Source organism: Streptomyces sp. NPDC046939 (assembly GCF_040644575.1).
In the GTDB taxonomy this organism is placed as follows: Bacteria; Actinomycetota; Actinomycetes; order Streptomycetales; family Streptomycetaceae; genus Streptomyces.
Map to the genome: position 1 here is coordinate 25,901 of NZ_JBEYWV010000012.1, position 17,783 is coordinate 43,683.

Genomic DNA, 17,783 nt, shown 5'->3' on the forward strand with positions numbered 1-17,783 from the left:
GCCGCTGTCGGCTGGGGGTCCGGGGGTTACCCCCCGGGAGATGCAGCATCAGCGGGTCCGGGGTTCGAGTCCCTGGCGGCGCACCGACAACGAAAGCCCTCTCGTGAGAACGGGGGACCTCTCGCGTTCCTCAAGCGGCCCGTCGCAAGGGCGCCGCTGTCGGCTGGGGGTCCGGGGGTTACCCCCCGGGAGATGCAGCATCAGCGGGTCCGGGGTTCGAGTCCCTGGCGGCGCACCGACAACGAAAGGCCCTCCGTGAGAACGGGGGGCCTTTCGCGTTGCCCAAGCAGCCCGCCGCAAGGCGCCGCGCTTTCCTGTGTGTGGCCTGTGGGGTTGCTGTGAGGTGGGTCTCAGGTACGGGGCCTGCCGCTAACGTTGCCCCATGGCGCGTGACCTTCAGGAGCGGATCAAGAGGCTGATCGTCGAGCGGCGGCTGCCGCCGGGGGCCTCCTTGCCCACGGAGCCCGAGTTGATGGAGTTGCTCGGGGTCAGCCGGAACTCGGTGCGGGAGGCGTTGAAGGCGCTTCAGGCGATGGGCATCGTGGAGATCCGGCACGGCTTCGGGACCTACGTGGGCCCGATGTCGATGGCGCCGATGATCGAGGGGCTCGCCTTCCGTACGGTCGCCGGGCACTACCGGGGCGAGGACAGCCTGCTGCAACTCCTGGAGCTGAGGGAGGCCGTGGAGACGGGGCTCGTCGCGCGGCTCGCCGGGCGCGTGCCCGAGACGGACCTCGCCGAACTCGACGCCCTGGTCGGCCAGATGGAGAAGGAGGCCGGGTCGCCGGAGGGCGCGGTGAGCGCAGCGACCGACCGCGCGTTCCACGCCACGCTCTACAGGGGCCTGGGCAACCCGCTGCTGGTCGAGGTGATGGAGGCGTTCTGGGAGGCGTTCCACCGGGTGCGTACGGATCTGGTGGAGGTGCCGCAGAACCCCGAGGTGACGTGCCGTCAGCACCGGGAGATCCTGGACGCGGTGCGCTCCGGCGAGGTGATCCGCGCGGAGCGGGCCATACGCGACCACTTCTCCAACATCCGCCTCCGGCTGGCCGCGACCCCACGCCAGTAGCAGCCCGGCAGGGCCCCGGCCTCGTAGGACGACGACTCGGTCCGCGTGCGCGCCCGGACACTCTCGCGCACCCCCGCACATTGGCGAACGCATACGCTCCCACCCCGCCCACTCGACACTGTGTCCGCCGTCACTTTGCTCACGCGCTGTACAGGGCGAGGAGATGGCAGATGTCAGAGGCATGTGCCAGACGCAGCGGGGGCGAGCGGGCGGACAGCCTGCTGAGCGGAGTCGCGCGTACGCACTCCGGACGCGTCCGTGCGAGGTCGAGGCGGTGCGGGGCTGGATACCGGCCACGTTCCGCACGGGCGCGGGCGGGGCGCATCACGCCGCGAACCGGGCTACGGGCCCCGCGCGCGGCGGCGCAGGGGAAAGCGCCCGCACACCCACCGCCACCTGCGGTGACCACGCAGAGCGACGGAATTCGCACGTGGCGTCAAATGCCCCCTAGGCTGGAGGGCACATCCGTTCTACAGTCGGTGGCAGTGGCCCCAGACCTCGGCCTCGCAGGACCTTCAGGACCGGACGGATCTTTCCGAACCTCCCGCGCCGACGCCGGGTTACTCCCGCAATCCGCAGCGCGCGCGGTCGAGGACCAGCCCGGTCGGCGGCTCCGGGGGGAGCGGGCCGCCGACCGGGCCAGGTGCCGCATATGTCAGGAGGGTTTTCCGGACGGCTCGTCCACTCCGGTCAGATAGGCGGAGACGACCACGTTCGCGGTGTACGTCCGCGACGTTTTGTCGAACGTGCCGCCACAGGTGATGAGCCGAAGCTCCGCACGCCCCTCGCGATGCTGCCCGTACACCTTGTGCGCGTCGAACGTCCGGCGGGAGAAGACCTGCACGTCGTCGACGGTGAAGCGGACGACGGAGCCGTCGTCGCGCACCACCCGCACCGTGTCGCCGGAGCGGGCCTGGCTGAGCCGGTAGAAGACGGCGGGCCGCTTCTCCGTGTCGACGTGCCCGACGAACACGGCCGTGCCGCGCTCACCCGGCCGGGCCCCTCCCCCGTACCAGCCGACGACGCCCGCCTGCTCGTAGGGCGGCGGGTCGACGGCACCCCCGCCGTCCAGGCCGCGGGCCACGACGGGGGCCTGGATGCGCAGCGCCGCGATGTCGACGCTCCGCGGTTTCGCCGCCCCGACGGGTACGTGCGGGGCCGGCAACTGGATCGCGAAGGGCCGGCCGACGGCGGCCGCGTCCCCGGTGGTCGGTGCGGAGAGGTTGAGGTCGGTGATGCCGCGGCCCCACAGCCACAGGCCGAGCAGCACCACGGCCCAGACCACGCCCGTGACCAGCCGCCCCACGCCGTGCGAACGGTCGCTCATGGCGGGCCCCTACCGCGCGGACCGCGGGGGTCGCGGGGCGCGTCGGCGCCGGACGGTGCGGAAGGCGACGGCGACCGCCGCCATCGCGGTGAGGGCCAGCCCGATCACGGCGTGCCGCGTGCCGGGCCCTTCCGGGACGGCCACCCGCGCGCTGTCGTCCCGTGCGGCGAGCCGCGCGGCGGCGCCGCCGCCTCCGGCGTGCACCAGCGCGGTCGGCGTCGGGGCGGGAGCGGGCGCCCCGCTCTCGGCGGCGACCCGGACGACGCCGTCGGCGCGGACGTCCTCGGCGTGCCCGGCGTTCACGGCGTCCGCGACGGCGCACGTCACCTCGACCCGGTAGGTCCCGGGAGCGAGCGTCGACTTCACACGGGCCTCGGCGACGAGCAAGGTCCCGTCGGCGGCGAGCGCGCTCGCGTCGGAGGCGGGTGCGAGGACGCCGGGCGCGACGAACGCGGTGGAGCGGGCCTGTCCCGTGGTGCCGTCACAGCCGCCGACCCGCAGCTCGACCTCGGACCCCGCCCGTACGGTGGCGGGCACGACGGTGACGAAACCTCTCGGATCACCGGGCCCACCGTGGCCTCCCGGCCCACCGGGCCCGCCAGAGCCACCGGCCTGCGCGATGGTGACCGGCGCGGCCCCCAGGACGACGGCCGCGGACGCGGCACCCAGAGCAAACAGTCCTGCACGCATCGTGAACCTCCTGACACTCGAAGGTTCACGCGTCCGGCCGCTTTTCGCATCCTGAGAGCCGGGGGCGAAGCCTGGCAGCCCGTGGGGGAACCATGCATACGATGGCCGTCCCGTAGATCGAGTTCGACACCGGCAGGAGCCCGCCCTCATGACTGAGCCCAAGCCCATCGAGTCGTGGCTGACCGACATGGACGGCGTCCTCATGCACGAGGGTGTGCCGATCCCGGGCGCGGACGCGTTCATCAAGAAGCTGCGCGACTCCGGGAAGCCGTTCCTGGTCCTGACCAATAACTCGATGTATACGGCACGCGATTTGCACGCCCGGCTCAACCGCATCGGCCTCGAAGTGCCGATAGCGAACATCTGGACCTCGGCGCTCGCCACCGCCCGCTTCGTCGACAGCCAGCGCCCGAACGGCACCGCGTACGTCATCGGCGAGGCGGGCCTGACCACCGCCCTGCACGAGACCGGGTACATCCTCAGCGACTCCGACCCGGACTTCGTCATCCTGGGCGAGACCCGCACGTACTCCTTCGAGGCGCTCACCAAGGCGATCCGGCTCATCAACGGCGGCGCCCGGTTCATCGCCACCAACCCGGACAACACCGGCCCGTCCACCGAGGGCGTCCTGCCCGCCACCGGTTCCGTCGCCGCGCTCATCACCAAGGCGACCGGCAAGGAGCCCTACTTCGTCGGCAAGCCCAACCCGCTGATGATGCGTACGGGGCTCAACGCCATCGGGGCGCACTCCGAGTCCAGCGCGATGATCGGCGACCGGATGGACACGGACGTCCTCGCCGGACTGGAGGCGGGGATGACGACGTTCCTCGTCCTGACCGGGCTGACCAGCGAGGCGGAGCTGGACCGGTTCCCGTTCCGGCCGACCGAGGTCGTCAACTCGATCGCGGACCTCGTCGAACGGGTCTGAGCACCGGGTCGCCGACGCGCGCCGTCAGCGTCCGGCCCGGCCCCGCCGCCGGGAGCCGAGCATCAGCGCCGCCCCGGCGGTGACCAGGCACGCCGCGAGGGTGCCGAGCCGTCGCAGCAGCGCGTCGCTCGGGCCCGCCGCCGGACCGGCCGGGCCCGTCGCCGCGAGTTCGTCCGTGCGGCGGGAGCCGGGGTCGCGCGGGGCGTCGCGGTGGTGGGTGGCGTCCGGCAAGGACGCTGAAGCCTCACCGTCGCCATTGCCGGGCACGATGGTGAAGCGGTAGTCGCGGGACTGCCCCACCCAGTCGCCGTCGTCGGCGGTACGGCGATGCACGAGCGCGGCGCTCGCCACGACGCGGTCGGGGCGTGTGTCGGCGGTGAACGCGAGCCGGACCCGCACGGTGACCGTCTCACCGGGGCCGAGTGTGAGGCCCGGGCCGTGCTTGTCGAACACGCCGACGTTCTCACGGTGGTCCGTCCGCTCGAACGGGATCGGGACGGAGCGGTGACCGGTGGGGCCGGAGAAGTCGAGCCGGATCTGCTCCGGGCGCAGGGCCCGCTTCCCGGCGACGAGGACCAGGACCGGGTGGAGGGCGCCGCACGTGGCGCGGGTCGCGTTGGTGAGCCCGATCGCCCAGGACTGCCGCTGCCCACCGGGCCGGTAGGTGTCGGGCCCGTCGCGCATCACGGCCCGGACGGGGAACTCGTGACTGCCGGTGGCGGCTTCGCAGGCGGCCTGCCGGGGCGCGGCGACAGCCGGTGCCGGCCCGCTGACCGTGAGCACGACAGCGGCCACGAACAGCGGCAACGGGCCAAGTCCCCGGGCAGCGACAACCATGCCCGGCAATTTGCCACGCGGCCGCGCACCGCCCGCCCGCGCCACACCCCGTACGGCCCAATGGCCGTAGGAGGACCGTTCGATCAGATGATGTGCCCGAGACCACCGCACCCACCCCGGTCCCCCGAACTCAGCGGCGCCGGCCGGCCCCCGCCCCCTCCCCCCGTCCGAACAGTGGCGCCAGGATCAGTTGTGCGGCGCCCTCGACGACGAGGGTCGAGGCGCCGGGGGCCGCCCGTACCGGTATCGCGGGGGCGTGGCCCTCGCGGTGAGCGCGGGTGTCGAGGACGGCGGTGACGCCCCGTACGAACTGGTCCTGCGCGGCGGCGACGACCCGGCCGCCGAGCAGGACGGCGTCGATGTCGAGCAGGCTGACCAGGTTTCCGGCGCCCTCGCCGAGGACGCGCGCCGCTTCGTCGGTCCCCGCCGGGGTGCCGTCCGCGACGGCGGCGAGGCAGAGGGCCTCGATGCAGCCCCGGTTGCCGCAACTGCACAGGGGGCCGTCCAGTTGGATCACCTGGTGGCCGAACTCGCCCGCGCCCGTGCGCGCCCCGCGGTACAGCGCGCCGTCGAGGACGAGCCCGGCGCCGAGCCCCGTCCCGAGGTGGAGGTAGGCGAAGGAGGAGGCGAGGGCGCCGACGGCGGGTTCGGCGGCGAGGGCGAGTCCGAGGGCGGCGGCGTTGGTGTCCTTGTCGACGACGACCGGCAGCCCGAGCCGTTCGGCGAGCGCGTCCCGCAGCGGGAATCCGTCCCACTGCGGAAACCCGGTGACCCGGTGCAGCACCCCGCCCGCATGGTCGAGCGGCCCCGGCACGGCGACCCCGACACCCAGCGCGGCCCTCTCGCCGCCCCCTCCGCCACCCCCGGCGGGACCCGCGTCGAGCAGCGCGTCGACCTCATGGGCGGTGGCGGTGAGCACCGCGTCGGCGCCCGCGCCCAGGTCGAGCGGTGAGCGGCGGCTCGCGACGACGGTGCCGGTGAGGTCGGTCAGGACAGCGCGGAGTTCGTCGCGGTCCAGGTGGAGGCCGACCGCGTGTCCGGCACCGGCGACCAGGCGCAGGACAGTGCGCGGCTTGCCCCCGGTGGAGGCCCGGCGGCCCGCCTCGGCGACGAGCCCGTCACCGCGCAGCCGCGCCGTGATCTTGCTGACGGCCTGCGGGGTGAGCCCGGTGCGCTCCGCGAGCTCCAGGCGGCTGATCCCGCCCTCACCGGCCGTGCGCAGGAGGTCGAGCACGAGAGCCGCGTTGTGCCCGCGCAGGGCGGCCAGGTTGGCGCCCGCGGTACCGCCCACGGTGGGCCTTGCGTCGCTGTTCACCTCTCCATTGTCCCTCGCGGCGATCCTTTGGCAACAGCGTTGCTTAAGTGGCACCATGGAGCGCATGACTGGTAACAGCGCAGGCAGCAGTGCAAGCAACAGCTCCGGCAGCTCCGGTGACAGCTCGGCGGGCAGCCGCTCCCCGCTCAGGGTGGGCCTCGTCGGCTACGGCCTCGCGGGCTCCGTCTTCCACGCCCCGCTGATCGCCGCGACCGAGGGCCTGGCCCTCGACACGGTCGTCACCTCCAACCCGGAGCGCCAGGCCCAGGCCCGCGCCGAGCACGGCGACGCGCTGCGCTTCGCGGCCTCCCCCGACGAGCTGTGGGAGCGCGCCGGCGACCTCGACCTCGTCGTCATCGCCTCCCCCAACAAGACGCACGTGCCCATCGCGACGGCCGCCCTCCAGGCGGGTCTGCCGGTCGTCGTGGACAAGCCGGTGGCGGGCACGGCGGCCGAGGCCCGCGACCTCGCGGCGCTCGCCGACGAGCGCGGCCTGCTGCTCTCCGTCTTCCAGAACCGCCGCTGGGACAACGACTTCCGCACCCTCCAGGCCCTGCTGCGGGACGGCGAACTCGGTGACGTGTACCGCTTCGAGTCCCGCTTCGAGCGCTGGCGCCCGCAGCCCAAGGGCGGCTGGCGCGAGTCCGGCGACCCGCAGGAGATCGGCGGTCTCCTCTACGACCTCGGCAGCCACGTCGTGGACCAGGCGCTGGTCCTGTTCGGCCCGGTCGTCTCCGTCTACGCGGAGTCCGATGTGCGCCGCGCGGGCGCCGAGGCCGACGACGACACGTTCCTCGCGCTCACCCACGCGAACGGCGTCCGCTCCCACCTCTACGTCTCCGCGACGACGGCCCAGCTCGGCCCCCGCTTCCGCGTCCTCGGCTCGAAGGCGGGCTACGTGAAGTACGGCCTCGACCCGCAGGAGGCGGCCCTGCGCGACGGCGAGCGCCCGGTCGCCGGGAAGCCGTGGGGTGTGGAGCCCGAGTCGATGTGGGGCCACGTCGGCGCGGGCGAGTCCCCGCTGACCGGCGGCGGCCGTCCCCAGCCGACGCTCGACGGCGACTACCCCGCGTTCTACGCCGCCGTGGCCGCCGCCCTCCACGACGGCGCCCCGAACCCGGTCCCCGCCACCCAGGCCGCCGACGCGCTCGACGTCCTGGAGGCGGCGCGCCGCTCGGCCCGCGACGGTGTGACGGTGACGCTGTGAGCGCCGCCCCGGACAGGAAGACGGACACGAAGACGGACAGGAAGACGGGCATGGAGTCGAACATGGAAACGCCGGACATCCCGACGCTGGAGGAGCAGGAGCGCCGCCTGATCCTCGACTCGTTCACGTACGACGACGCCTGGGCCCTCGGCACCCTCCTGGTCGAACTGGCCCGCGAGCGCCAGGCACCCGTCGCCATCGACATCACACGCGGCGGCCAGCAGCTCTTCCACGCGGCGCTGCCCGGCTCCACACCCGACAACGACGCCTGGATCGCCCGCAAGCGCCGCGTCGTCGAGCGCTACCACGCCTCGTCCTACCTGGTCGGCAGCCGCTTCCGCGCCAAGGGCACGACGTTCGAGGACTCCTCCCGCCTGGACCTGGACACGTACGCGGCCCACGGCGGCGCCTTCCCGATCCGGGTCCGGGGCGCGGGCGTGATCGGCGCGATCGTGGTCTCCGGCCTCCCCCAGGTGGCGGACCACGCCCTGGTGGTGGAGGCGCTGGAGCGCTTTGTGGGAACGCCCTGACGGGCACGCCCCTGAGGGATGCCGCACGAAGTGCGCATCCCTCAGGGGCGCGGGGAACTGCGCGACCAGCCACGACGGCGCGCACCTCGCCACGAGGCAGCGACCGGCAACGGCGCGAAGGCGCGACAGGCCCCCGGGCGGAGCCCTACGCCGACTTCAACACCTGCCGCTGCCGCCCCAGCCCCTCAACCTCCAGCTCCACCACATCCCCGGCCCGCAAATACGGCTTGGGATCGGGCCGCCCCATGGCAACCCCCGCCGGCGTCCCCGTATTGATGACGTCCCCGGGGTACAAGGTCATGAACTGACTGACGTACCGCACCACTTCGGCCACGGAAAAGATCTGCTCAGCCGTGGTGCCGTCCTGCTTCAGCTCCCCGTTGACCCACAGCTTGAGCCGGAGCGCCTGCGGGTCGGGGATCTCGTCGGCGGTGACGAGCCACGGCCCGAGCGGGTTGAACGTCTCGCAGTTCTTCCCCTTGTCCCAGGTGCCGCCGCGCTCGATCTGGAACTCCCGCTCGGACACGTCGTGGGCGACGGCGTACCCGGCGACGCAGGCGAGCGCGGCCTCGTGGGACTCGATGTAGCGGGCCGTACGTCCGATGACCACGGCCAGTTCGACCTCCCAGTCCGTCTTGGCGGAGCCGCGCGGCACGAGCACCGTGTCGTTCGGCCCGACGACGGTGTCGGCGGCCTTGAAGAAGATGACGGGTTCGGCGGGCGGCTCCGCGCCGGTCTCGGCGGCGTGGTCGTGGTAGTTCAGGCCGATGCACACGATCTTGCCGATGCGGGCCAGCGGCGGGCCGACGCGCAGCCCCGTGTCGTCGAGGACGGGCAGGTCGCCGGAGGCGGCGGCGGAGCGGATCCGGTCGAGCGCGGCGTCGTCGGCGAGCAGCGCTCCGTCGACGTCCGCGACCAGTGCGGACAGGTCACGCAGGGTGCCGCCGGCGTCCAGGAGCGCGGGGCGCTCGGCTCCGGCCGGTCCGACTCGCAGCAGCTTCATGCGGTAACTCCCTCTGATCGGAGGAGCCTCCCATGGCGCGGTGCGGCCAGCAGCCATCGGAGGACTGGTCGATCCTCCAAGAGCGGGGTCCAGTCCGCAATACCCCGTTCACGGACTGGACCCGCGCCGGTCGGCGCCGCATATGCGTCGGCGCCGCCTGATCTTCGGTGCCGCCCGATCAGAGGGCAGGCATGGAGGCCGCGGCCCCGTACGGCATGTCCCGGTACAGGACGGCCCGCTCGACCGCGCTCCACGTCGTGGACGTGATGATGTACAGCGCGGCGGCCAGCGGCACGAACGCCACCGAGAACAGCGTCATGAACGACATCAGCGGCATGTACTTCGTCATCGCCGCCATGCCCGGCACCTGCGGCTGGTCACCGCTGGGCGCGGCCGCCGCCGAGGCCGCCATCTGCCGCTTGGTGCGCCGGTAGTTGAACGTCGCGACCGTCGCGACGAGGGCGAACAGCGCCACGTAGACCAAACCCTGCGCGCCGAACAGCCCGCCGTGCGCGAGCGCGTCCCGGAAGTTCCCGCTCAGCGGGGCCGAGGCCAGGGTGTGGCCGAGCAGGGCGTTGGGCTCGCCGCCGATGCTGCCGCTGGAGAACAGGTGGTACAGGAGGAAGAACGCCGGCATCTGGGCCAGCATCGGCAGGCAGCCGGAGAGCGGGGACACCTTCTCCGCCCGGTGCAGTTCGAGGATCGCCTTCTGCAGCGCCTCCGGGTTCTTCTTGTGCTTCTTGCGCAGCTCGGCGATGCGCGGCTGCAGTTCGAGCCGCGCGCGCTGGCCCCGGGCGCCGGCCCGCGACAGGGGGTGGACGAGGAGTCGTACGAGCGCGGTGAACAGGATGATCGCGGCGGCCGTCGCCGAGGCGGCGAACAGCGGCTGGAGCAGGGTGGCGAGGTGCTCCACCAGGCTCGCGAAGACGGACATGAACGACGACATGGGTGAGCCCTCCGGGGGGTCTCGTCGTGCCGGAACAGGAGACGGTTCAACGGCGTGACGGACTGAGAACCCGGCGCGCGGGTGTCGCGGGAGGGGCTGGGTTCAGCAGGCCGTCGGGGCGAGACGGCCCGGTGCCCGGGGCCTGGTGCGCCCCGAGGCGTCGGGGTCGCGTTGTGGCAGGAAGGCGGTGCGCTGCTCGCGGTCGCGCATCGCCGTACGCACCCGGTGGCGCGGCACGGCGGGCGCGCTGCGCGCGGCGAGCAGGGCGCAGGCGGCGAGCGCGGAGCCCGCGGCGGCGGTCGCGGCGAGCGCGACGGCTCCGGCGAGGGTGCCGGTGTCGACCAGGAGGGTCTGCACGACGGTCTGGACGAGGAGGAACAGCAGGAGCACGGCGTGCCTGCGGTGGTCGCGGTTCATGGCGCGCGCTCCTCCTTCCTTCGCCCCGTACTCGTACGTACGTTTCCCTCCCCTTTATACAGGGTCGGCTTGAACGGGATCGGCGCGTACGGTCCCGGTGTCGATCGGGTCCCGCGCCAGGATCTCGTCGTCGGCGCGCTCGTCCCGGTCGGCGGCGCACACGTACGTGACCACGAGCGTCACGGCGAGGTTGGCGGCGAGGGCGACGATCCCCGCGTTCATCCCGAGAACCGGATCGTGCTCGCTGAACACGAGCCCGCACACGACCCCCACCCCGACGACGAGCCCGCTCAGCGCCCCGACCAGACTCAGCCGCCGCCACACCAGCCCCACGAGCAGCATCGGCACGAGCTGCGCCATGCCCTCGTAGGAGATGAGGGAGAGCCGGACGAGAGTGTTCGGTGCCGCGTACGTCAGGACGAGCGCGACGCCGCCCGCGACCACGACAACCACCTGTGACCAGGTCTTCTGCGCCTGCGACGACTCCCGCCAGCGCGGTACGAGCGAGAAGACGCTGCTCCCCCACATCGTGCCGATGACCAGCATGAACACCGCCATCGGCACGATCGACGACAGCGCGGCGGCGACCCCGACGAGCCCGACCGCCCACGCCGGCAGCGAGTCGACGACGAGTTTGAGCAGCGCGAGGTTCGACCCGGCCCCCGTCAGCCCCGGCACGACGAACAGCGCGGCCATGCCGAGCAGCATCGGCACGAACAGGAGGACGTTGTAGGCGGGCAGCCACATCGCGTTGCGCCGCAGCGCGTCCGCGCTCCGCGCGCCGAGGTACCCGGCGACGGTGGTCGGGAAGATCACGACGGTGAGCGCGTTGAGGAAGGTCGTCGTGGCGAACCACCCCGTCCCGTACGGGCTGCCGCCGCTCCCCGGCAGCGTCAGCCACGCGCTCTTCTCGTCGACGAGCCGCCCGAGGAAGTCCCCGTAGCCGTCGAAGTAGTGCAGCGGCACGTAGACGGCGAGGAAGGCGAGCGTGACGATGACCAGCCCGTCCTTCAGGACCGACACCCACGCGCTGCCGCGCAGTCCGCTCACCACGACGAAGACGGTGGTGACGGCGAAGCCGATGAAGTACGCCCAGTTCAGGCTGATGGCGCCGTAGGAGATGGTCGACACGACGACGCCCATCCCCGTGATCTGCAACTGGATGTACGGCAGCAGGAAGACGGTGACGAGGACCGCGACCGCCGCGCCCAGCCACGGCCGCCCGAACCGGTGCGCGACCATGTCCGTGATGCTGACCAGGCCGTGCCGCCGCGCGTACGCCCAGAGCATCGGCCCGACCACGTAGCCCACGGCGTATCCGCACGACATGTACGCGACGACGTAGAGGACCGGGGCGCCGAAGTTGTACCCCCACCCGGCAGCGCCCAGATAACTGAAGCTGGTGTACCCCTCTCCCGCCATCAGCACCCAGATGAACACCGCCCCGAGCGACCGCCCGCCCACCGACCACTCGGCGAGCCCGCCGCCGCGCCCCTTCCCCCGCACGGCGAGCAGCCCGAGGACGAGCGTCACGACCATGAACACGCCGAACAGGCCGCTGGCGACCGCCCCGTCACTCATGGCCCCGGCCCCCCTTGCGGTCTCCGCGCCAGGTCAGCCATACGGCGACGGGCGTGAGCAGCGTCGCGGCGAGCAGCCACACGAAGAGGAACGGCAACCCGAGCAGCACGGGTTCGACCCGGTTCACGAACGGCAGCGCGCCGATGTACAGCACGAAGGGCACGAGGAGATAGAGGAGGTGCGGTCGTCGAGCCCAGGGGGGCGGTGGCTTGATCACGGCCGATGAGCCTATCGGGGCGCCGGGAACGGGCCCGGGACCGACCGGGCCCGCGCCCGCCCGGGTCACCGGTGGCCGCCCTGCGACCGCGCGCCACGGGGCGTCCGCCGGCGCTTTGCGGGTGTCCTGGGGACGCCGTGGGGACGGACGGTATGGGGGCGGTCCCACCGGGCCGATCCGGCAGTACGGTGTGACTCATGCGCCCCGACACGCCTGCCACGCCCGCCGAGAACGAGAACGCCGACCACGTAGCGGAAGCCGAGCGCCTGGAACGCACGGCGGCCATGTACCCCGAGGACGCGGAAGCGCTGCTCCTCCAGGCGGCCGCCCACTACGAACTGGCCGACGCCCGCGAGCGCGCCACGGCCCACTACGACGCCCTGCTGGCCTCGGCCGACGTGCGCGACCCGGCCCTGATCCGCGCCCTCAAGGCCGCGAACCTCTGGGAGTACGGTCACGAGGCCGAGGCCCGGGCGATCATCGCGGGCCTGCGCGCCACGGCCCCGCGCGAGCCCGCGCCCTGGGTGATCGTCGCCGAGTCCCTCGAGGCGCACGACGAGCTGGAACCGGCGCACGAGACGTTCACCGAGGCCCTCGAACTCCTCATCGCGCCGTCGGAGCGCGACTCGGGCGACCTCCCGTACGCCGCGCATCCCCTCGTCCTCGGCCGCCACCGCGTCCGCCGCCTCCTCGGCGCCGAGCACGACGCGTGGGACGCCTTGGCCGACCGCGTCAACCGCACCTCGGTCTCCCTCGACGAGCTCCACGACCCCAAACGCCTCTGGTCTCTGGGCTCCAACAATCCGGCGGAACTCCGTGCGGAGATCGGCCGCCTCCAGGCCGAACTCGGCTCCTACCGAGAGGCCCTCTCCCGCCCGTTCCCGGTGGCGGTTCTGCACTGGCCGTCGGACGAATACGCGGAGCTGCTGTCGGCGTACCCGAGCCTCGCCTCCGAATACCCGTCGTACGAGGCCCACTTGGCGTCGATAGAGGCGTCGCTCCGTGAACTGGCCTCGTCCGGAACGGGCAACCTCGGCATCGTCACAGGCACGGTCCCGTCCTACGAGGCGTTCGCGGCCTCGGAGGCTTCATCACCGGCCGAGGCGTCGCTGCTACCGCAGTACGCGACGACGCTGGCGGCGCGGGGGCGGGCCGTGGCTTGGCCGCCGGAGGCGGGGGCGGGGTGCTGGTGCGGGTCGGGGAGCGCTTACTCGGGGTGCCATGGGGACGCCTGACTACAGGCCGGGCTGCCTCTAAACGAGGACACGACCTGCCGCTACCCCTGACGACCGGGGCGGCGGTGGGTCGCTCCTTTAAGCACCGCACCGCCCCGAGGCTATCCAAAGTCGGCTTACGCAACGCTAAGCCACAGAGGGCCCGGCCATGGAGAGCCTCACGATGCATTTCCGCTTGACTTCACCAACTAACAGGAGCACCTAGTTGTTAGCCTTTGAAAGCAATGAGACTTCCGCCTCTTGGTTCGCAAGCCAAAGCGACGCCCAACAAGACTCCCCTCTCGTCTCGGTAGCCAAGCACATATGGTCACTTGATCCTTCAGGGGAACGGTTCGCCCGGGTTCTCCGTGACACTATAGATCAGCTACTTAATGGAGAAGTGACCGGCCGATTCGCCTGGCAATCCCTGTACAAGACAGAGAAAACGCACGCCGGAACACTCGTAGAAATTAACCTACAGCGAGAATTCAAGTTCGAAGACGGACGGGATCTTGCGGGTGGCCACCCAATGGACTATCGGATTCTCGGCTTCGATGTCGATTGCAAGTTTTCTCAAGACTTCGGAGGTTGGATGATCCCTCCGGAAGCCGTCGGGCATCTATGTCTACTGGTATGGGCCGATGACTACCAGAGCAAATGGAGCGCCGGCATCATGCGGGCGCGACAAGAATGGCTGAACTCCGGAGGGAACCGTGACAGGAAGATCACGGTGAAGGCCGAACACCGGAGGGACAAAATTCTGTGGTTGTGGAAAGATGCACCACTACCGGAGAATGTACTGCTACACCTTCCCGAAGAGACAAGAAAGCAAATCCTGCTCGATGGCCCCCGCAAAGGACAACGCCGCGTCATTGAGCTGTTTCGCCGCGTGCAAAACCGGCCGATCGGCCGTGGAGCCGTGCGCACTGCGGCCCAGCAACTCGACTATTTGGCACGACTGCGTGAGGGCGCCGGCAGGGCGAGAACTGTACTTCGCGAAGAAGGCATACTAATTGTCGGCCCATACCAGAAGCACCGGGCGATCGCCCGTGAGATCGGTGCGGCAGTGCCGGGCCGGGGTGAGTTCGTAAGCTTCCGAGTTGCCGTAGCCAAGCCACATCATGAAGGCCGTCCCCGGGTTGAGTTGGACGGCCAACAATGGGTATTGGCTAGGCCCGAAGATCCCATTGAGACAGCCCCGCTCCTCCCCAAAGTTACTGGAGAGGAAGACGCCTGACCCTAGGCCGAGGACGGACATGCACGAGAGGCCCGCTACGGATGAATGAGCGCTTCGACTCCTGGACCCCGCCCGCAGGTTCCTGGGCATCTTCCGCAGCCCGTCGTCGGAATATGCAGGCCATTCGCAGCCGCGATACCAAGCCCGAACAGCTGATCCGTCGGCTCGTGCATGCCCAGGGCCTCCGGTATCGCGTTGCTGCGAGACCTCTTACACATCTGCGCAGGACCGCTGATCTCGTGTTCCGCCCGACCAAGGTTGCCGTATTCATTGACGGCTGCTACTGGCACGGCTGCCCCGAGCATTATGTAGCGCCTCGAACCAACTCCGGTTACTGGTCGGACAAAGTCGCCCGCAACATGGCACGCGACCGCGACACGGACGAGCAGCTACAGGAAGCCGGATGGCTCGTGCTCCGGTTCTGGGAACACGAGCCATCCGAGGAGTGCGCTGAGCGGATCGCAGCGGAGGTCAGGAAGAGGCGTGCGGCACTGACACCGGTTGCGGATATCAGCGACGATTCCCCTTGCGCTCACGGTCAGCCGCAAGAACCCCAATAATCGTCTCGCCGATTGCCTGTGCGACAGGCGGCGGGAACGCGTTTCCGACCTGCCGGTACTGAGCTGTCTTACGTCCACTGAACTCCCAGTTCACTGGGAAGCCTTGGATGATGGCCGCCTGCCGCACGGTGAGCATTGGCCCATCCGGCCCGAACAAATCCCTGTTTTCGGTGCCGGTCGGCTCGCCCTTGGTCGTGGGCTCGTTCGCCACTCCCAGACCAGATACCCCTAGTTCCCGCCACGCCTTCTTTGCCCGGCTCGGTCCGAGGTCGGCACCCCCGTGCTTCTTGGAGCCGCCTACGAGGGTCGGCGCAATGTCCTTCTTCGCGGCGTTCGCCCACGAGTCGAACACCCGCTTCGCCTCGGCGGCACGAGCCCCGGCCTCGAACGGCTCGAAGCGCTCCCTCATGGTCTTCTCCAACGCGTCGAAAACTGTGACGCGCTGCGCACTGGGGGCGGGAGCCTCGTATTTGAGGTCTTTGAGGACGTCCTTACGGAACGCGACCAGGATGGAGCGCGGCCTGAGCTGCGGAACACCGAACTTCTCTGCGTGGTACACGTCCCACCCAACGACTTCGTAGCCGGGCAGCCCCTCGCCGTCGGGCTCCATGCCCTCAAGCTGCGCCCGGATACGCTTCCGGTAGTCATCGAACTTGGCGTCCATGAGGCCACGCACGTTCTCGATCATGACGGCGCGCGGCCGGATGAGTTCCGTCAGCTCAAGGATGCGCGGGAAGAGGTCTCGCTCATCGTGCTCGCCTAGCTGCTTCCCCGCATGTGAAAAGGGAGGACAAGGCACTCCGCCGGCGAGCAGGTCTAGCTCACCCTTGCGGTACAGGTCCTTGCTCTTCTGCAAGTCCGTCGCCGGGTCAAACTCCAGGACGTCTTTGCACAGCACATCGCAGTTGTCGCGCTCCCAATCCCACTTCGGGTGCACGTCGATGTTGGTACGCAACGTCGCCGCGGCGTAGGCGTCAATTTCGACAAGCGCGAGGTGCCTGAAACCCGCATGGTGCAGGCCGATGGCCTGTCCACCTGCTCCTGCACAGATCTCGATGGACGTGTAGTCCTTGTCAGTGACCGTCATGGTCCCTCCTCTTACACAAGCCTCGCTGACGCCCCGTACCGCCAGCCATTACAGAGGGTGACAGACGCCACTGACATCGCGGCTGATATCGCAGCCTCCACCAGTCTGCGCCATCACGCGCCCGTCTCCAGCCACTCCCGACACGCCATCGAATGCTCGTACGATATCCCGCGTGAAGAGGATCCCGTGGACCCGCGATGAACTCCTTCTGGCCTGTGCACTTGTCGCGCGGAACAACTGGCACGAGCTTCGCCAAGGCGATCCAGACGTGATCGAACTCTCTGAGCTGCTCAGGTCTCTTCCGATCAACCGGGATGCGGCTTCGGCCACGCCCCGCTTCCGGTCGCCCGACAGCGTCAGCCGCAAGACGACAGACATCGCCACCGTCCACCCGGACTACACCGGCAGGGCAACGCGTGGCGGTCAGCCGACGCGGGACGTCGTTGCCGAGTTCCTCGCGCGTCCGGACGAAATGAAGGCTGCGGCCCAGGGCATCCGGGACGGCATCGCTTCGGGCGAACTGCACCGCATACCGCCCCAACCCGGCGAGGCGGGAGACGACGGGAAGACGCCTGCTTCCGAGGGACAACTGCTGGCAAGGTGGGCAATCTACCGTGAGCGTGATCGCGGACTGCGGCAACGGAAGATCCAACAGGTCCGGCAAGAGGGGCGGGCGCTCCGGTGCGAGGTCTGCGGCTTCGACTTCGCGCGGGTTTACGGCGAGCTCGGGACCGGCTACATCGAAGTCCACCACAAGCTTCCACTCCACATATCTGGGCCGACGGACACTAGGCTCCGGGACCTCGCCATCTTGTGCGCCAACTGCCACCGCATGTGCCACAAGAGCCATCAAGGGGAATCGTGGCGCACACCAGACGCCGTACGGGCAGTGATGCGATCCGCTCCAGGTGACGGTTTCGGTCACGTCACATCCGGCACAGATTCGTAGCGCGCACGCGCCCATCCCATGAGGTCAGTGATCAATCCCATGGGAGCTTCTGCTGCCGCCGGAGTCCGTTCTGGGGAACTGTTGCCTCCACCGCCAACGGGTCCGGGTGCATCTTTGCCGTTACCCGGAGCCTTGGCGTGGGTGTGCGCTGAGGCATGTGGCTCACGCATTGCAGTCACCGCCAGCTCGCACCAGACCGCCTTGCCGGAAGCGGTGACGACCGTCCCCCAGTCCGCCGCCATGTTTGCCACGAGATGCAGCCCGCGTCCGCACTCGCTGTCGCATGCCAGCCCGGCCGGGGCCGGTGTCACGTAGCTCCGGTCATGGATCTCCATACGGAGCACTTCGCGGCGCGCCTCAAGGATCAGCACGCCGGCGGCTCCGGCACCTACGTGTTTCAACACGTTCGTTGCTAGCTCCGTGACGATCAGCTCAGCTTCGTCAGTGATGCTTGGCCTCGCCCAGCGTTCGAGCTGCGCTGCCACCGTTCCGCGCAGCCGTCGAATCTCTTGTGCTTCCGCCCTGAAGGGGGTCACGCATCGCAGTTGAGGCTCAGAGAATCCACAGTCGGCCACAGCCGTCCTCCCTCCCGGCCACGCAGCACTGCACACGTCGTGTCCGCACGACTGCACTACGTAGCGATCTGTAACCGAGCATGGCACAGAGAAC

At 70.2% G+C, this 17,783-nt stretch carries 19 protein-coding genes; 8 read left to right on the forward strand and 11 right to left on the reverse strand.

Features of this window, described 5'->3' with window-relative positions:
- Positions 1 to 382: 382 nt before the first annotated feature.
- Positions 383 to 1,069, forward strand: a complete 687-nt coding sequence (locus ABZ877_RS15165) for a FadR/GntR family transcriptional regulator (RefSeq protein WP_361070074.1) — start codon at positions 383 to 385, stop codon at positions 1,067 to 1,069.
- Between the two features lie 655 nt (positions 1,070 to 1,724).
- On the opposite strand, the gene ABZ877_RS15170 is transcribed toward ABZ877_RS15165, so the two are convergent.
- Positions 1,725 to 2,396, reverse strand: coding sequence for a class F sortase (locus ABZ877_RS15170; protein ID WP_361070077.1), 672 nt, complete (start codon positions 2,394 to 2,396; stop codon positions 1,725 to 1,727).
- A gap of 9 nt (positions 2,397 to 2,405) precedes the next feature.
- Positions 2,406 to 3,086 (reverse strand): hypothetical protein, encoded by a 681-nt coding sequence (locus ABZ877_RS15175; RefSeq protein WP_361070080.1) that lies wholly within the window; start codon positions 3,084 to 3,086, stop codon positions 2,406 to 2,408.
- 148 nt (positions 3,087 to 3,234) lie between these two features.
- Between ABZ877_RS15175 and ABZ877_RS15180 the strand changes: the two genes are divergently transcribed.
- Positions 3,235 to 4,014: an HAD-IIA family hydrolase gene (locus tag ABZ877_RS15180; protein ID WP_361070083.1), complete on the forward strand. Its 780-nt coding sequence runs from the start codon at positions 3,235 to 3,237 to the stop codon at positions 4,012 to 4,014.
- A gap of 24 nt (positions 4,015 to 4,038) precedes the next feature.
- Here the strand turns inward: ABZ877_RS15180 and ABZ877_RS15185 are convergent, their stop codons facing one another.
- Together ABZ877_RS15185 and ABZ877_RS15190 are read right to left on the reverse strand one after the other, a co-directional pair.
- Positions 4,039 to 4,851, reverse strand: coding sequence for a hypothetical protein (locus ABZ877_RS15185; RefSeq protein ID WP_361070085.1), 813 nt, complete (start codon positions 4,849 to 4,851; stop codon positions 4,039 to 4,041).
- A 130-nt stretch (positions 4,852 to 4,981) separates the two neighbouring features.
- Positions 4,982 to 6,166, reverse strand: a complete 1,185-nt coding sequence (locus tag ABZ877_RS15190; RefSeq protein ID WP_361070088.1) for an ROK family transcriptional regulator — start codon at positions 6,164 to 6,166, stop codon at positions 4,982 to 4,984.
- 64 nt (positions 6,167 to 6,230) lie between these two features.
- Between ABZ877_RS15190 and ABZ877_RS15195 the strand changes: the two genes are divergently transcribed.
- Complete coding sequence (locus ABZ877_RS15195; RefSeq protein ID WP_361070090.1) at positions 6,231 to 7,373, forward strand: Gfo/Idh/MocA family oxidoreductase; 1,143 nt, start codon at positions 6,231 to 6,233, stop codon at positions 7,371 to 7,373.
- A gap of 50 nt (positions 7,374 to 7,423) precedes the next feature.
- Positions 7,424 to 7,903 carry a heme-degrading domain-containing protein gene (locus tag ABZ877_RS15200; RefSeq protein ID WP_361070493.1) on the forward strand — a complete coding sequence of 160 codons (480 nt, stop codon included), beginning with the start codon at positions 7,424 to 7,426 and terminating at the stop codon, positions 7,901 to 7,903.
- A gap of 145 nt (positions 7,904 to 8,048) precedes the next feature.
- On the opposite strand, the gene ABZ877_RS15205 is transcribed toward ABZ877_RS15200, so the two are convergent.
- The 5 genes from ABZ877_RS15205 to ABZ877_RS15225 form a co-directional block, all read right to left on the reverse strand.
- Positions 8,049 to 8,906 carry a fumarylacetoacetate hydrolase family protein gene (locus tag ABZ877_RS15205; RefSeq protein ID WP_361070093.1) on the reverse strand — a complete coding sequence of 286 codons (858 nt, stop codon included), beginning with the start codon at positions 8,904 to 8,906 and terminating at the stop codon, positions 8,049 to 8,051.
- A gap of 178 nt (positions 8,907 to 9,084) precedes the next feature.
- The gene (locus ABZ877_RS15210) at positions 9,085 to 9,852 is read right to left on the reverse strand and encodes a YidC/Oxa1 family membrane protein insertase (RefSeq protein WP_361070096.1); all 768 of its coding nucleotides are present in this window, start codon (positions 9,850 to 9,852) and stop codon (positions 9,085 to 9,087) included.
- A gap of 102 nt (positions 9,853 to 9,954) precedes the next feature.
- Positions 9,955 to 10,269: a DUF6412 domain-containing protein gene (locus ABZ877_RS15215; protein ID WP_361070098.1), complete on the reverse strand. Its 315-nt coding sequence runs from the start codon at positions 10,267 to 10,269 to the stop codon at positions 9,955 to 9,957.
- A 54-nt stretch (positions 10,270 to 10,323) separates the two neighbouring features.
- On the reverse strand, positions 10,324 to 11,850 hold the full coding sequence (locus tag ABZ877_RS15220) for a sodium:solute symporter family protein (RefSeq protein ID WP_361070101.1): 1,527 nt from the start codon (positions 11,848 to 11,850) through the stop codon (positions 10,324 to 10,326).
- Complete coding sequence (locus tag ABZ877_RS15225; RefSeq protein WP_361070104.1) at positions 11,843 to 12,067, reverse strand: DUF3311 domain-containing protein; 225 nt, start codon at positions 12,065 to 12,067, stop codon at positions 11,843 to 11,845. Before ABZ877_RS15225 ends, ABZ877_RS15220 begins: the two co-directional genes overlap by 8 nt.
- Before the next feature lie 197 nt (positions 12,068 to 12,264).
- Between ABZ877_RS15225 and ABZ877_RS15230 the strand changes: the two genes are divergently transcribed.
- The 3 genes from ABZ877_RS15230 (at position 12,265) to ABZ877_RS15240 (ending at position 15,078) form a co-directional block, all read left to right on the forward strand.
- On the forward strand, positions 12,265 to 13,302 hold the full coding sequence (locus ABZ877_RS15230; RefSeq protein ID WP_361070106.1) for a hypothetical protein: 1,038 nt from the start codon (positions 12,265 to 12,267) through the stop codon (positions 13,300 to 13,302).
- 205 nt (positions 13,303 to 13,507) lie between these two features.
- Complete coding sequence (locus ABZ877_RS15235) at positions 13,508 to 14,518, forward strand: NaeI family type II restriction endonuclease (RefSeq protein ID WP_361070108.1); 1,011 nt, start codon at positions 13,508 to 13,510, stop codon at positions 14,516 to 14,518.
- A 41-nt stretch (positions 14,519 to 14,559) separates the two neighbouring features.
- The gene (locus ABZ877_RS15240; protein WP_361070111.1) at positions 14,560 to 15,078 is read left to right on the forward strand and encodes a very short patch repair endonuclease; all 519 of its coding nucleotides are present in this window, start codon (positions 14,560 to 14,562) and stop codon (positions 15,076 to 15,078) included.
- Here ABZ877_RS15240 and dcm read toward each other — a convergent pair.
- On the reverse strand, positions 15,029 to 16,165 hold the full coding sequence (gene dcm, locus ABZ877_RS15245) for a DNA (cytosine-5-)-methyltransferase (protein ID WP_361070113.1): 1,137 nt from the start codon (positions 16,163 to 16,165) through the stop codon (positions 15,029 to 15,031). The genes ABZ877_RS15240 and dcm overlap by 50 nt on opposite strands.
- A gap of 172 nt (positions 16,166 to 16,337) precedes the next feature.
- On the opposite strand from dcm, the gene ABZ877_RS15250 reads away from it, so the two are divergent.
- On the forward strand, positions 16,338 to 17,114 hold the full coding sequence (locus tag ABZ877_RS15250; RefSeq protein ID WP_361070116.1) for an HNH endonuclease: 777 nt from the start codon (positions 16,338 to 16,340) through the stop codon (positions 17,112 to 17,114).
- On the opposite strand, the gene ABZ877_RS15255 is transcribed toward ABZ877_RS15250, so the two are convergent.
- Complete coding sequence (locus ABZ877_RS15255) at positions 17,087 to 17,650, reverse strand: ATP-binding protein (RefSeq protein WP_361070119.1); 564 nt, start codon at positions 17,648 to 17,650, stop codon at positions 17,087 to 17,089. The genes ABZ877_RS15250 and ABZ877_RS15255 overlap by 28 nt on opposite strands.
- Between the last annotated feature and the right edge of the window lie 133 nt (positions 17,651 to 17,783).

Bases quoted from the DNA above. Each gene is read 5' to 3' on its own strand.
- ABZ877_RS15165 (WP_361070074.1), top strand. From the start codon at position 383: ATGGCGCGTGACCTTCAGGAGCGGATCAAGAGGCTGATCGTCGAGCGG.
- ABZ877_RS15170 (WP_361070077.1), bottom strand. From the start codon at position 2,396: ATGAGCGACCGTTCGCACGGCGTGGGGCGGCTGGTCACGGGCGTGGTC.
- ABZ877_RS15175 (WP_361070080.1), bottom strand. From the start codon at position 3,086: ATGCGTGCAGGACTGTTTGCTCTGGGTGCCGCGTCCGCGGCCGTCGTC.
- ABZ877_RS15180 (WP_361070083.1), top strand. From the start codon at position 3,235: ATGACTGAGCCCAAGCCCATCGAGTCGTGGCTGACCGACATGGACGGC.
- ABZ877_RS15185 (WP_361070085.1), bottom strand. From the start codon at position 4,851: ATGGTTGTCGCTGCCCGGGGACTTGGCCCGTTGCCGCTGTTCGTGGCC.
- ABZ877_RS15195 (WP_361070090.1), top strand. From the start codon at position 6,231: ATGACTGGTAACAGCGCAGGCAGCAGTGCAAGCAACAGCTCCGGCAGC.
- ABZ877_RS15200 (WP_361070493.1), top strand. From the start codon at position 7,424: ATGGAGTCGAACATGGAAACGCCGGACATCCCGACGCTGGAGGAGCAG.
- ABZ877_RS15205 (WP_361070093.1), bottom strand. From the start codon at position 8,906: ATGAAGCTGCTGCGAGTCGGACCGGCCGGAGCCGAGCGCCCCGCGCTC.
- ABZ877_RS15210 (WP_361070096.1), bottom strand. From the start codon at position 9,852: ATGTCGTCGTTCATGTCCGTCTTCGCGAGCCTGGTGGAGCACCTCGCC.
- ABZ877_RS15215 (WP_361070098.1), bottom strand. From the start codon at position 10,269: ATGAACCGCGACCACCGCAGGCACGCCGTGCTCCTGCTGTTCCTCCTC.
- ABZ877_RS15220 (WP_361070101.1), bottom strand. From the start codon at position 11,850: ATGAGTGACGGGGCGGTCGCCAGCGGCCTGTTCGGCGTGTTCATGGTC.
- ABZ877_RS15230 (WP_361070106.1), top strand. From the start codon at position 12,265: ATGCGCCCCGACACGCCTGCCACGCCCGCCGAGAACGAGAACGCCGAC.
- ABZ877_RS15240 (WP_361070111.1), top strand. From the start codon at position 14,560: ATGAATGAGCGCTTCGACTCCTGGACCCCGCCCGCAGGTTCCTGGGCA.
- dcm (WP_361070113.1), bottom strand. From the start codon at position 16,165: ATGACGGTCACTGACAAGGACTACACGTCCATCGAGATCTGTGCAGGA.